This window comes from Liquorilactobacillus aquaticus DSM 21051, assembly GCF_001436755.1.
Taxonomy (GTDB): Bacteria; Bacillota; Bacilli; order Lactobacillales; family Lactobacillaceae; genus Liquorilactobacillus; species Liquorilactobacillus aquaticus.
In genome coordinates this window covers 55,465-70,257 of the sequence record NZ_AYZD01000011.1, presented here as the reverse complement: position 1 = coordinate 70,257, position 14,793 = coordinate 55,465, and the positions used below count along the sequence as shown (strand labels likewise).

Sequence of the window (14,793 nt, the reverse complement as noted above, 5' to 3'; positions counted from 1 at the left end):
GCTATGCTACACTTCCGTTCTTGTTTTGAGTAGTGAACTTAAATCACTAAAAAAATTAGGATAAGAAATTGAAACTGCTTCGGGATTGTTTAATAAAAGGTCATCAGTTGATCGTAAAGCTGCAATGGTCATCATCATCCCAATACGGTGATCGCCATGACTATCCAAAGTAGAGTCAGTTATCTGCCATGCAGATTGTCCCTCAATAATCAGGCCGTCTGGCAACTCTTTCAGTTGAACGCCTAATTTGCGTAGTTCTTGAGCGACAGTTGCAATGCGATCGGTTTCCTTAAAGCGAAGCTCTTGTGCTCCAGTAATGGTGCTTTGGCCATTTGCGCATGCAGCAAGGAGTGCAATCAAAGGAAGCTCATCAATAATTGCTGGGATATCTTTCGCACTGAGTTTAATCGGAGTAAGCGGTGCATATTTGACTTGAATGTCCGCAACAGGTTCTTCTTGAGATTCAAGTTTGGTGATTTTAATATTCGCGCCCATTTTTAACAATGCCTTGAGGATGCCTGTTCGTGTTTTGTTGATGTTGACATTGCACAAAGTTATATTCGAGTTAGGAATGATTGTTGCCGCAACGAGGAAAAAGGCTGCTGATGACATGTCACCAGGAACGGTAACAGTTTGGCCTTCAAGCTTGGGATGCGGTTGAACAGTAATTGTCAATTTATCTGGGGCAGTTTGAACATCAGCTCCAAATTTACGCAGCATTCGTTCTGTATGGTCCCTTGTAGGCAGCTTCTCAATGATTGTTGAGGGGCTGTTTGCTTGTAAGGCTGCCAAAATGAGTGCACTTTTGACCTGGGCGCTGGCAATCTGTAGCTTAATTTTGGTTCCATGGAGTGGCTGACCATCAATCTTAACCGGCAATGTTCCAGCGGGGGCTGTTTGAATTTTTGCGCCCATTGCAGCTAAAGGTTCGCTTACCCGACGCATCGGCCTTTTCTGCAGCGATGAATCTCCGATCAATTTGCTCCTAAAAGGCTGTCCTGCCAACAAGCCCATTATTAAACGTGTTGTTGTACCGGAATTACCCATGTCGAGCGGCTGGCTAGCTGGTTGTAAACCGTAAAGGCCCTTGCCATGAATGATGATATCTGTACTATGTTGTTCAACAAAAATTCCTAGATTTTTGATGGCTTGAAGTGTATTCAGACAATCATCAGAACGCAAGAAATGCTTGATAACTGTCTTACCATTGCTGATAGCACCTATTAAAAGGGCTCGATGAGAAATACTCTTGTCTCCAGGAAGCAGTAATTTTCCGTGCAAACCCGATTCAGGTAGTTTGAACATTTTTTTTGGTGTCATTTTAATTACCCCTTAATTTGATATAGACTCCAGATCATTTGCGATTCGTAGCGCGCGAGGATCTTTTCGTTTGAAGAAAGTGAAATATTCCTTTCGTTTGTCAAGCTGTACTGTCCATCCTGGAGATATTGCTGATATGCCAGATACTTGCTGGGACAGTATCGTATTTGGCTTGGTTGAACGTGTGTAATTAATAGTTGTGCCGTCGCAGGATGGGAATAGGCGATCCCGTTTTTTTGCCCGCAGTTTTCAAGAACCACCAATGGATTCAATGAATGTAAAAAACAATCTTTTAAGATCAGTTGGCTCAGATAACGGTAATGTAGTTCTCCCCAACTCATGTTAAATTTGGCTGATTTGAACGCTGTTGGCACTAAGAAAAATTCATTTCTGTATTTTGGAAAAGTATTGATAATTTCTTCATAGCTATTATGCAAAATAATTTGTGCTTTGATGCTTGTATTTCTGTCAAGGTAATAGTGAGCCGCATCGTTGCTGTCGGTTTCCTGTGGACCAAGAGTATGAATAATCACTGAGTTCACCTCGAAATTAATATTCTTTTAGTTCTTGACGATAATCGGCCATTTCCCGCTGTAGTCGTGACATATTACTGCTTTCAAAAGTGTCAGTGATAACCTTAGCTAGCTCGATGGCGACCACACTCTCAATGACAATTGAGGCTGGGACGATTGCAGTGGTATCTGAACGTTCGACATTTGCTTTTTGAATTTCCCGTGTTTTAAGATTAACGCTTTGAAGAGCTTTGTAGAGAGTAGGAATAGGCTTCATTGCAGCTTGAACTATTATTGGCATTCCGTTAGTCATTCCACCTTCAAATCCACCAAGGTGGTTGGATAGTCTGCTCCAGCCGTCTTTTTCATTCCAAGTGATAGGGTCCATTACTTCGCTGCCTAAGTTTGTTGCAGCTGTAAATCCATCACCGATTGCGACACCTTTCATAGCATTGACTCCCATGACAGCTGCGGCAAGTTTTGCGTCTAATTTAGTATCCCAGCTGATATAGCTGCCTAAACCGGCAGGCACATTTTCGGCAACAACACGAATGATGCCGCCGAGAGTATTGCCCGCACGTTTAGTATCATCGATCAATTTGTGTATGTCCGAAGCCTGCTGGTTATCTAAAATGCGTAGGTCATTTTGTGCTATTTTTTCTTCAATTAGAGCAACGTTAGTTGGAAAATCTTTGGAGCAAGTAATTTTTCCAATCTGTTGAACATAACCGATTAGACCAATATCCAGCTGATTTAATAATTGTTTACAGACCGATCCGATTGCAACGCGCATAGCTGTTTCTCGAGCGGAAGAGCGTTCTAAAACGTTACGCAGATCTCGATGGCGGTACTTCATGCCACCGACAAGGTCAGCATGTCCAGGTCGAGGGCGATCCACTCGGCGAAGGGTATTTTCAGCTGTTTCAGGACTGATTGGATCCATAATTTTGGACCAATGAGCATGATCCCGATTTTGAATTGTCAAAGCCAAAGGAGAGCCAAGAGTGATTCCGTGACGCAGACCGCCAACGATTTGAACTTGATCATGTTCTATTCTTTGGCGATTACCACGACCATATCCACCTTGCCGTGCTGCTAAGGCTTGATTGATAAGTTCTACATTAATTTCTAACCCAGCAGGAAGGCCTTCAATAATTCCGGTAAGTTGTGGGCCATGGGATTCACCAGCTGTTAAAAAGTACATAAAATTCTACCTCCAATTATTTGATGTTTACTTATTATTATGACGCTTGTTTTCCTGATACTTACGTGAAGAGGCCATTATTGACATGTAAATCTCTTGCAGATAAGGAATGATTTTCTGATTAGAGCATTGGTCAGCAACGTTGTCCAAAACCTTTTCTTCACGCTTACTGTCGAGGACGGGGATATTTATCTCTTCCTTAAACGTGATAATTGTGTCTACAGCTTTAAAGCGGCGAACCAGTAGGCGAACAATTAGTTTATCAATATATGAGATGGTTCTTCTTGTCCCAGCAAGTGTTTTTTGTTTGCCTAAGGTGAGACGAATAATTACTACAAGGATTAGGCTGGCACAGCTGATCAACAGATCGAATTCTAGAGCAGCTGCGATATTTTTTTTTGATAACCAGCCTGTAATAACTGGAACTGTGAATGAGGCGAGGCTTCCAAAAGTGAAGAAGATTCCTGTAACCAGTCCCTTTGTTTGGGGGTAAAGTTTCAAGAAAGTATTAAGACCGACTTGCATGACTCCGCTGGCTGCAGTTAAGCCAAATACGAATGACGCGAGTTGAGTTAACCATGCAATATGAATAAAACAGATAATGCTTAGTGAGATAAGTGCTGCGATATTAAAAAAGACCAGCAATGTTAATTCTGAAATTTGTCTGCGCAGTAACCAGAACATGATCAAGACACCGCTGATAGAGCCGATACTGTAAAGTGAGAGAAGAAAATGCGCAGCAACATTTCCCATATGCAATGTTTCGGATGCATATAAGGTTATCCATTGAGTAAAAAGAATCATTAAAGCCATGGAGGTGTACCCATACAGAGCAAGTGCAGTAGTTATTATTATTTTTCTTGGTTTACTGAGAAATTTTAAAGTTCCAAGCATCGTTGATTTAGATTGATTTGCCTTGGGAAATTTTATTGGCAGCAGCAAGAAAAAATTGATGATCAAGACTGAAGCAGCTAAAATAAAGGACCAACCGAACCACAGACTGTTATTCTCTAAAGAAGCAACGAAAAGTGGCAAGACAAATTCACCTAACGACATAAATGCTTTGATTAGGACATTTGAAGCACCCTCTTTTCCACCGAGCTCAACAAAAGTTGTGTATGTGCCTGAATCGAGGGCAGAATTGGCAATGCCGGCAATGATAGCTAAAAGATAAGCTATTTGTATATTAGGTGCACCCAACATACCAAGGAAAAAAACGAAATAGCAAATCATTCCTAAAAAAACAAAATTTTTGCGGCCATAACGATCAGATAAAATACCAAGAAGCAAATAAGCAATAAGTCGGCCGATGCCTACACCGGAGATAACATAAGATACAGTGGCAAGAGGTGCGTGCCAGAGTTGACCTAAAGACTGCATATTTTGTGCTAAGATGATCAGCCCAATGCCATGGACAAAATAATTTAAGTAAAGGCTTAGAGAGAGACGATGCTGCATATGTGCATTCATTTGTGATTCCTCCTTAATTTAAAAACAAAAAACCAGCTAGGATTTTTAAATCCAGCTGGTTTAATAGTCATTAATTAAAAAGCAAAGAATCAATGAAGCCAGCTAGACTTTAGTTAAGTGTCTAACTGGCAAAGAAAAAACAACCTTGCAACTTTAGACACGAACGTGTAAACCAACGTCCGTATCTGAAGTACGGACGTCTACATAAAGTAAGCAAAGCCATAATAATATGAAATTGTTTGAAAATTCCTGTTATTATTCAAGGTCATTATTCCTTTCCTGTTAATAATGTTAAAACAATTAAAGCATTGTTAATGATTCAAGTCAATACATAATCGTAAATTAATCCTAATGCAATCAATAGTGAAATTAAAACAACTATGAATTATGTTCTATTTCAGGATTGGATCTTTTTTAAAGACATAGGAACAGATTTTCTGAAAAATAGATGAGAATACTTGCTTTTATTGCTAAAATTGGGTAAGTTAGAAAATAAAAATATTAAAAGGAGCGCTATTGTAATGTCCAACTGGGATACTAAATTTGCCAAAAAAGGATTCACTTTTGATGATGTTCTACTAATACCGGCGGAAAGCCATGTTTTACCAAATGATGTTGATTTAACCGTGCAACTTGCTAAGAATATCAGATTAAATATCCCGATCATTAGTGCTGGAATGGATACGGTTACCGAGTCTGCAATGGCAATCGCAATGGCTCGTCAAGGCGGGCTAGGCGTTATTCATAAGAATATGACGATTGAACGTCAAGCAGACGAAGTTCGTAAAGTAAAACGGTCTGAAAGTGGGGTCATCATCGATCCCTTCTTCTTGACACCTGAGAATTCTGTAGCTGAAGCAGAAAAACTAATGAAAAAATATCGCATTAGCGGTGTTCCAATTGTTGATACATTACAAAATCGCAAGTTTGTAGGTATTATTACAAATCGTGATTTGCGTTTTGTGAATGACCTTAGCGTAGCTATTGATAAGGTAATGACTAAAGACGGCCTTGTGACTGCACCGGAAGGAACATCTTTGAAGACAGCGGAAGCTATTTTGCAGAAGCATAAGATTGAAAAACTTCCGATGGTTGATAAAGACGGCAGATTGACCGGTTTGATAACAATCAAAGATATCGAGAAAGTCGTGGAATTTCCCAATGCTGCCAAGGATGAGCATGGTCGCTTGTTAGTAGCAGCTGCTGTTGGTGTAACAAGTGACACATTTGATCGTGCTAGAGCGTTGCTCGATGCTGGTGTGGATGCAATTGTAATTGACACGGCTCACGGACATTCTGCTGGTGTTATCCGCAAAATCAAAGAGATTCGGCAGACATTCCCTAAGGCAACACTGATTGCGGGAAATGTCGCAACAGCTGCTGCAACTGAAGCACTGTATGATGCTGGGGTCGATATCGTTAAAGTCGGTATTGGACCGGGGTCGATTTGTACAACACGTATTGTTGCAGGTGTGGGAGTACCTCAGTTAACCGCTGTTTATGATGCTGCAAGTGTCGCACGTAAATACGGCAAAACGATTATCGCTGATGGCGGAATCAAATATTCTGGAGATATCGTCAAGGCTTTGGCTGCTGGTGGAAATGCGGTTATGCTTGGCGGAATGCTGGCCGGAACGGATGAAGCACCCGGTGAAACGGAGATTTACCAAGGACGCCGCTTCAAAACCTATCGCGGGATGGGCAGTTTAGGCGCAATGGACAGCAAACATGGTTCTTCCGATCGTTACTTCCAAAGTGGTGTTAACGAGGCTAACAAGCTTGTTCCTGAAGGTATTGAAGGTCGTGTTGCTTACAAAGGCAGCCTTTCTGATATGGTTTATCAGTTGGTTGGTGGCCTGCGTGCTGGAATGGGATATGTTGGAGCTGCGCATCTTAAAGAATTGCAAGATGATGCTCAATTTGTCCAGATTTCTAACGCTGGGTTGCTTGAGTCGCATCCACATGATGTTCAAATCACGAAAGAATCGCCTAACTACAGTAAATAATTATAAGAGAGTGGAATCTCAGATAAGCACAATTGTGCTTATCTGAGATTTTTTTTGAATTGGACAAAAGTTAAAGCTTGATCTAGTTTTCTTGCTGATTCCGTACAAATGTGTCCCATAACCCAAAATGTTCCATCTAACTTCGCATTATCCATAGCAAAGGATGCTTTACATTCGTAATCCGGTATTTGTACTCAAATTTTACCGATTTACACCACACTTCTTTTTTGCGAGAAAATAGAGTTAGGCTACTACTAAAGAATAATAATCTAGTATATTATGAGTGGGGGAATATATGTCTAAAAGGAGAAAATAATGGTTGAATATAAATTACATTACAAAATGTACAAAGCAGGGAAAAATTGGATCTATGCGGCGCTGACTACAATTGCTTTAGGGATAGCATTTGTATCAGACAATAGTATTGTTAAAGCCGACACTGTGACTACTACGGTTGCAGCGGCGCAGAATGAACCAACCACTGGTAAAAAACTTGGGTCTTCGACAGCAGCATCAACTGAGGAGGCTGCTGCCTCCAATAGCAGCGATACACAAGAGGTTCAAAATAATGTGCAAACTTTAACAAAAAAAGACATGGCTGCTTCGGATACTTCATCTACAGTTCAGGCCTCTGAGACTGCTGCGACAGATACAAAAACAGCAACAACAAAAGCTGGTAAAACGACACAAGATGTTCAAGCACCTTCATCTAGAGAAGTGGATAAGACTGCATCCTCTAATAGTAAAAGCGTAGCGTCGGTACAAACTTCCACGCGACAAATGACTGACGAAACAGCGAACAGTTCTGAAAATCAAAAAAGTTCTGTGAAAACTGTGAAAGCAGCAGTTGTAGTAAGTTCAGACAAAGTAAATACGCAGACTCAATCGTCAGTTGTACAGACACAGAATGATAAGAAAACAAAAACAATAACACAACCGAAGACAAATTTGATTCAAAAGCAGGAAAATGGCAATTGGTATATTTATGATGCAGATGGTAAGTATCAAGTAGGCTTTCAAAAAATAGTAGATCAAAATAAAACTGTCTATTATAACAATCAGGGCCAGATGCAATATGGACAACAACAAATTCAAAATAATTGGTATCTTTTTGATAAGAACACGGGCGCAATGCAGACGGGATTCCAAAATATACCAGAACAAAAGAAAAAGGTTTATTACAATGACCAAGGTCAAATGCAGTATGGACAACAGCAAATTCAAAGCAAATGGTATCTTTTTGATAAGAATACCGGTGCAATGAAGACAGGGTTCCAGAATATACCGGAACAGAGGAAGACGGTTTATTACAATGGTCAGGGCCAGATGCAATATGGACAACAGCAAATTCAAAGCAAATGGTATCTCTTTGACAATAAAACTGGTGCAATGATGAAGGGCCTTCAGTATATCCTCGGTCAAAATAAAATGGTTTATTACAATAATCAAGGTCAAATGATTTATGGGACACAGAAAGTTAATGGGCATCTATACGTGTTTAATAGGGCTACAGGAGCTTTGAATGTTAAACCGGGTCAACAATGGATTGATGGTCATTGGTATCTTTTTTCTAAAAGGCTTGCAATGCAGACGGGATTTCAGAATATCGTCGGACAAAAGAAGACGGTTTATTACAATGCTCAAGGCCAGATGCAGTACGGACAGCAGCGGATTCAAAATAATTGGTATCTCTTTGATAAGAATACCGGTGCAATGCAGACAGGGTTCCAGAATATATCGGACCAGAAAAAGACGGTTTATTACAATAATCAAGGTCGGATGCAGTATGGTCAACAGCGGATTCAAAATAATTGGTATCTCTTTGATAAGAATACCGGCGCGATGCAGACGGGATTCCAGAATATATCAGATCAGAAAAAGACGGCTTATTACAATAATCAAGGTCGGATGCAGTATGGTCAGCAGCGGATTCAAAATAATTGGTATCTCTTTGATAAAAATACCGGTGCAATGCAGACAGGGTTCCAGAATATATCGGACCAGAAAAAGACGGTTTATTATAATGATCAAGGCCAGATGTTGTATGCATGGCAGATAATAAATAACGACAAGTATTATTTTGATAAAAATACCGGTGCACTGACCACAGGGACGGTCAGAATAGATGGTGATAAATATGATTTTGATAAGAACGGTGTGTTGCTTGATCAAAGTAAGTATGATATTAAAACGTATCGTGAGCTGACTGCTAATGATATCAATTCGAAGTTAGAACAGAGTGGTCAGCATAGTCTGAATGTAGATCTATCTAATAGTCAAGACAATTATGCAGCTTTTTCACTGCATGATGGGGCACAGCTGATTGCACAAGGAGATTTATCTGATGAAACAACAGCCGTGGAAGAATACTTGCGAAAAAATGCTAATATGACTGGAACGGCAACAGTTTATCGTGCAAATGTAACAGCAGCAAATGCAGTGGAGGCAGCACAAAAAACATCTCGCTTATTTGCAGATTGGTATAACGGAGCAAGTGACTTCAGCTGGACATCATTAGGAATTGGCGGAGTTCGCGACTTAGACAATAAAAACGGTTGGACTAGTGCAATGCTTTTATACAAGGCAGTACCCGATACAACCAATGTTCCTAGTGCTGCAAGTTCCAAAATTGTTTACAGAGTGGGCACAGTCTATGGTAATGAAGCGATTACTGCGAGTAAACAGGAACAATTACAAGAAGGAATGACTGTTTCTGAGGCTGAGGTGGATAATTCAGATAATAATGAACATCTTGAAAATATTTTGCAAGGTAGGCTTGGACAGAAAATCAGCACTGATAGTTTGAAAGTAATTGCTAATTCTATTGGTGGCATGACAACTGTTCTTGTTGGAACAAAACAGTACTTAGACGGTAACGGGCAAGCCTATCATTACGAATTCTGGTTGGACGGACAAACAGCTGTGCTCAAAGAAGAAAATTTTGTTAATGATAATATTGATGCTTCTTATGGCAATATCTTGGTTGCTAATGTTTCGGCTACTGCAATTTATGAAAAAGAACAGTCGGTTCCGAATGCAGAGATCCCGACATCAAAAATGACAAGTGATCAGATAACAGCAGCCTATCAAACAGGAACTGAAACAGGGCTGAAGTATGAGAATGTTAATATCAAACCAATTGAAGGCATGAAGCAAGATACTATTCGGGGTGTTGATATTTCGAGTTATATTGCTTTGAAGAATGCAGGCGTACAGTTTTATGATTTTGATGGCAAGAAAGCTAGTTTGATCAAAGTTTTACATGATGCAGGTGTCAATTATTTGCGATTGCGAATATGGAATGATCCTTATGACAGTCAAAATAATTCTTATGGCGGTGGTGCTTCAGATGAAGCAAATATGCTTGCAATAGCACGCGAGGCGTCACAATATGGAATGAAGCTAGCAATTGATTTTCAATATTCCGACTTCTGGACAGATCCAGGCAAGCAAGTTGTGCCTAAGGCATGGAGAAATTTAACGAATTCAGAGCTTGAACAGGCAGTTTATCTCTATACTAAGAAAGTTATGTCTGATTTCAAAGGCAGTGGTGCAGATGTTGGGATGGTCCAGATTGGAAATGAAATCACAAACGGATTGCTAGGAATTGTTGCTAGTCGTGATCAAGGAGAGTCTTATGCTAACATATGGAATAATGCTCAAAGTGCAGGAAAGATAAGCGACTATCTTGTTGCTGGAGCACACGCAGTGAGAGAAAGTACACCCGACGCCAAAGTTGTGATTCATATTGAAACACCTAATATCGACAAATACAGTGCAATTATGACTGCGCTGAAAAATAATGGTGTTGATTACGATGTTCTTGGATCTTCATATTATCCATTTTGGTCAACTGGGACTGATAATGGACATGGTCTGGGACGTGGGGCAAACACACCGGCTAATCTTGCTGCAGTTGAGAAAATGGTACAAGAAAAGTATGGTAAGCAGTTTGTCATACTTGAAACAGGTTGGGTAAATTCTTTGCAAGATGCGGATGGAACGGGGAATTCAATTAGTTCAAACACGAATGCTTACACTGTAGGACCGCAAGGACAAGTTGATGCTATGAGAGAAATGTACCAAGTGCTCGTGAAACAAGGTGGATTAGGAGCATTTTATTGGGAACCAGCTTGGATTCCAGTTAAAGCTGGCTGGGACAATTGGCAATACAACAAGAGTGCCGCGGATTTGTATGGCACCGGTTGGGCATCAAAATATGCAGTTGGGTATGCTCCAGACAATGTTATGTATTATCAAGGACAACCAGCATGGGGTGGAACAACATGGGACAATGTAACATTATTTGATGACCACGGTTATCCTTTGCAATCACTGAAGGCTTTTAAGGGATTTCTTAAAAGTTAGAAAAAATGTACAGAACTATATTTCTGCATAATGGTATATTTCACAAGAATTGTCCAAGGACTTTGCTTGTTAGAAAAAGATACTCCATTTAATATGGGACACTTTGTTTCTAAGAAAAATACGCAACTGATGAATGATATGAATAGCAACAAAGCATGGAACAATTCATATCGGGTTGAAAAATCCAAAGAATGGCAGGCATATGTGAATGATCAGGCAGCATATGCACCAGGTAGTTTCAGTTATCAATGGTCACCTGTCAATCATCGTGTTAAGGGCTTCAATGTAAGTTCAGCTAACAATGAATTTTGGAGTAATTTGTCCTTGACATCTGCGAATTTGAAATAAGTTTATTTAGTAGTACTAGCATAGTATTGTGTTTAAATAAAAAAGGTAACCGGGAATTAATTCGGTTATCTTTTTTATTTTGTGGAATATGATGTGGTAATATTGATTGAAAGATCAGCAATAAAAAAGCAGTGCGGATGTTGCTGCAAAAGGGAGCTTTTTTGATGGTAAAAACAAATAATACACCTCAAAAACAGGTACATTCACTATTTGACAGAGTTGCGCCTAAATACGATCAGATGAATAATCTAATCACTTTAGGATTGCATCGGCATTGGCGTGCAGAAACAATAAAAAAATTAAATGTAAAAAAAGGTGATTTCGCACTTGATTTGTGTTGCGGAACAGGTGATCTGACACTTGATCTGGCGCAAAGTGTTGGGCCGAGTGGTCATGTTGTGGCACTTGATTTAAGCACAGAAATGTTAAAATTGGCGAAAAAGAAGATCAGAGCAGCCCGTCTTGCTGATCGAGTGACATTTGTGGCAGGTGATTCGATGCAACTGCCTTTCGAAACGAACTACTTTGATCTTGTTACAATCGGTTTTGGCCTGCGTAATGTTCCAGATGCTGATCAGGTCTTAGGTGAAATGGTGCGGGTTTTGAGACCAGGCGGACAAGCTGCTTGCCTCGAAACATCGCAGCCACAGCAGCCGCTTATTCGATTAGGTTGGGAAGGGTACTTCCACATTGTTCCGCTGATGGCTAAGTTAACAGGCAGCCGCTATCAAGACTACGATTATCTTCAAAAAACAACAAAAGCTTTTGTATCGGTTCAAAAATTAGCCGAGATGTTTGCGGCCGCAGGGTTGGATAAAGTTCAGTATTCTCTTTTTACTTTTGGTGCGGGGGCTTTGCATATCGGAAGGAAACACTTTAAATAAAAAAATGAAAGCTTGTTTGAGAGGTAAGCCTCGCGGCAAGCTTTTTAAGTGTATCTTTTTAGAACGGTTGAAGAAATGATTAGTTTTGGAATAAAAGCGTATATCATAGGGAAAATTATTAAGCAGAATGTTTGATAGAAATGCGTGGTTACAGTAATTTGCCGTGTATTATTTAGCTGCTGTGGTATAATTAGGCATTGAATTTCGGATAAAGGGGAGACAAAGATGCCGCGTAAGATGAGTTTATTTTCGATTGTAATGCTGACATTGAGTGCAATTATTGGGTCAGGATGGCTGTTTGGATCAGGAATGGCTGCGCATATTGCCGGGCCAGCAGCAATTCTCTCATGGATATTAGGCGGTATAATTATTGGTGTCATTGCATTGAACTATATAGAGCTGGGCACGATGTTTCCTACTAGCGGTGGGATGAGTCAGTATGCATCATTTTCTCACGGACCATTATTAGGTTTTGTTGCTGGTTGGGCAAACTGGATTTCATTGTTAACTATCATTCCGATTGAAGCAGTTGCCGCAGTTCAATATATGAGCTCATGGCCATGGAGTTGGGCAAACTGGACTCAGGTGTTTATTCAAAAAGAAAATATTACGAATTTAGGATTGGCGGTTGTTTTCTTATTTATTCTTGCATTCACCTTATTGAATTTTTGGTCCATACGCTTATTAACGAGTTTTACAAGTTTAATTTCAGTTTTTAAGATTCTCATTCCGCTAATGACGATCATTATTCTTTTTATAACAGGGTTTCACGGCTCTAACTTTCAAACGGCTGCCGGTTTCATGCCTTACGGGAGTGATACAATTTTCACAGCAACGACTTCAGCAGGAATTATTTTTTCGTATAATGCTTTTCAAACAACGATCAATATGGGAAATGAAATCGAAAAACCAGAGAAGAATATTTTTTGGGGAATTGTGATTGCCTTCGGAATAAGTATGGTCATTTATACTTTTCTTCAAATTGCTTTTATTGGAGCTGTTCCCACTAGCAGACTTGAAATTATGGGTTGGCATGGAATTAATTTTCAATCACCATTTGCAGATATTGCAATTTTGCTTAATTTGTCTTGGCTGGCAAATCTTCTGTATCTTGATGCTTTTGTGTCTCCTTTTGGAACAGGTGTCTCCTTTGTTGCGACGACTTCGAGAGCTTTGGCTGCAATGACACAAACGAGACATTTGCCTACGCTTCTAGGGCAGCTGAATCAGAAGTATAAAACTCCCCGAAGAGCAATGATCGTCAATATGTTTTTGGGAGTTATTATGGTAGCTGTTTTTCGAAATTGGAGTGCGTTGTCCAATGTTATTTCGACCTCTACGCTGATTGCGTATTTAACTGGTCCAATTACTTTGATGTCTTTTCGTCGACATGGAACAAACTTAAAAAGGCCTTTCCGTCTGTATGGAGCTGCAATTTTGGCTCCAGCGGCTTATATACTGGCCAGTTTGGCTATTTATTGGGCAAAGTGGCCAACAACGATCGAAGTTTTTGGGGTGATCATGATTGGTCTTGTTTTTTATATTTTTTACGAACTGCGGCAGCCATCAAGCCGGAAAAAACTTTTTTCAAGCCTGCGCGGTACGCGTTGGCTCTTTTGCGAAATGTTATGGCTGACAATTATGTCTTTAGTGGGCAGTGATCAGTTTGGAGGTAATGGCTGGGTTTCTTATCCAATTGATTTTATTTTTGTCATAGTTGGAAGCCTGTGTTGCTATTTAATGGGAGTGCATGATAGTTACACTAGCCGTGAGACGATGGTGGCTTATGAATTGAATCAGCAAGTGGAAATTAAAAAAAGAGGATAGCGGCATATTTTTTAGGAGGATACATGAAAAAATTTTGGGTGTTGGGAACGTTGTCTGCAATAGTTATTTGGTTAGCAGTTATTTGCGGTACAGCAGTAGCTGATACGACTGCATATCACGTAAATTATACGATTAGGCAGCCAATTACTAATAAAAGAGCAGAGATTGACACTTATTTTAATAAACCAGCAACAGTCAATATTGAAGATGGTCATTATAAAGTTGTACTTAGTATCGTTACTAATCATGATCTAGGGTCATTTCCATTTCAGATTTTGAAAATCAATGGTCTGATGCCTAAAATCGAGAAAAAGACACTAGGACAGCAGGACTATTATACAATTTCATTTATAACACAAGATGTACATCAAAAAATATACGGTGAGCTCAAAGTTGATATCAGTAGCAGCAATTATCATTATCAGGGCGGCTTTAATCTTGATCTGGATGCAGAAAAAATTCCTGAGCTTGCAAACGCAGCGAATGAAAAGGCCTCAACGGCAGACACTGACTCGAGTATCGCTGAAAGTACGACCGGTAAGGTTGCACAGAAACCAACTGGAGTTGCAAAAAATGAAGCGGCTGGGCGGGAGAATAGACAGTCAAAAAAAACAGTTACTAAGAACAAAGTGAATAATGTGAAAAAAGCCAGCGATGAGGCGGCTGCAAAAAATAAGGCGAACAAAGATGCCTCTAAGAAAACAAATTCTAATGATACTGGTAAAATATTGCTGGTGATCGGTATTGTACTTGCATTAGGCATTGGAGGCTGGGGGTTGCTGTCAAACTATCGCGGATGATAATACTTTGCTACCCATCATTGAGTGTTAGAAACAAAACGATCAAAAATGACT

At 39.9% G+C, this 14,793-nt stretch carries 9 protein-coding genes and 1 pseudogene; 6 read left to right on the top strand and 4 right to left on the bottom strand.

Annotated elements, in window-relative coordinates:
- Nucleotides 1-6 precede the first annotated feature (6 nt).
- The 4 genes from aroA to FC19_RS02120 are packed head-to-tail and all read right to left on the bottom strand — an operon-like array spanning nt 7 to nt 4,506.
- On the bottom strand, nt 7-1,320 hold the full coding sequence (gene aroA / locus FC19_RS02135) for a 3-phosphoshikimate 1-carboxyvinyltransferase (RefSeq protein ID WP_057875352.1): 1,314 nt from the start codon (nt 1,318-1,320) through the stop codon (nt 7-9).
- Between the two features lie 5 nt (nt 1,321-1,325).
- Nucleotides 1,326-1,853, bottom strand: a complete 528-nt coding sequence (locus FC19_RS02130) for a hypothetical protein (RefSeq protein ID WP_057875351.1) — start codon at nt 1,851-1,853, stop codon at nt 1,326-1,328.
- Nucleotides 1,854-1,869: 16 nt separating this feature from the next.
- Nucleotides 1,870-3,036: a chorismate synthase gene (gene aroC, locus FC19_RS02125; RefSeq protein ID WP_057875350.1), complete on the bottom strand. Its 1,167-nt coding sequence runs from the start codon at nt 3,034-3,036 to the stop codon at nt 1,870-1,872.
- Nucleotides 3,037-3,063: 27 nt separating this feature from the next.
- Entirely contained in the window at nt 3,064-4,506 is a 1,443-nt protein-coding gene (locus FC19_RS02120; protein WP_057875349.1) for an MFS transporter, read from the bottom strand.
- Nucleotides 4,507-5,027: 521 nt separating this feature from the next.
- On the opposite strand from FC19_RS02120, the gene guaB reads away from it, so the two are divergent.
- The 6 genes and pseudogenes from guaB to FC19_RS02090 all read left to right on the top strand — a co-directional run bounded on the left by guaB (nt 5,028) and on the right by FC19_RS02090 (nt 14,739).
- On the top strand, nt 5,028-6,512 hold the full coding sequence (gene guaB / locus FC19_RS02115) for an IMP dehydrogenase (RefSeq protein ID WP_057875348.1): 1,485 nt from the start codon (nt 5,028-5,030) through the stop codon (nt 6,510-6,512).
- A gap of 315 nt (nt 6,513-6,827) precedes the next feature.
- The gene (locus tag FC19_RS02110; RefSeq protein ID WP_057875347.1) at nt 6,828-10,880 is read left to right on the top strand and encodes a glycosyl hydrolase 53 family protein; all 4,053 of its coding nucleotides are present in this window, start codon (nt 6,828-6,830) and stop codon (nt 10,878-10,880) included.
- Nucleotides 10,881-10,955: 75 nt separating this feature from the next.
- Nucleotides 10,956-11,228, top strand: a pseudogene (locus FC19_RS02105) (oligopeptide ABC transporter substrate-binding protein); the annotation flags it as partial.
- A 164-nt stretch (nt 11,229-11,392) separates the two neighbouring features.
- Complete coding sequence (locus FC19_RS02100) at nt 11,393-12,112, top strand: demethylmenaquinone methyltransferase (protein WP_057875583.1); 720 nt, start codon at nt 11,393-11,395, stop codon at nt 12,110-12,112.
- A 225-nt stretch (nt 12,113-12,337) separates the two neighbouring features.
- Complete coding sequence (locus FC19_RS02095) at nt 12,338-13,939, top strand: APC family permease (RefSeq protein WP_057875345.1); 1,602 nt, start codon at nt 12,338-12,340, stop codon at nt 13,937-13,939.
- A gap of 23 nt (nt 13,940-13,962) precedes the next feature.
- Nucleotides 13,963-14,739: an NEAT domain-containing protein gene (locus FC19_RS02090; protein ID WP_057875344.1), complete on the top strand. Its 777-nt coding sequence runs from the start codon at nt 13,963-13,965 to the stop codon at nt 14,737-14,739.
- Nucleotides 14,740-14,793: the final 54 nt, after the last annotated feature.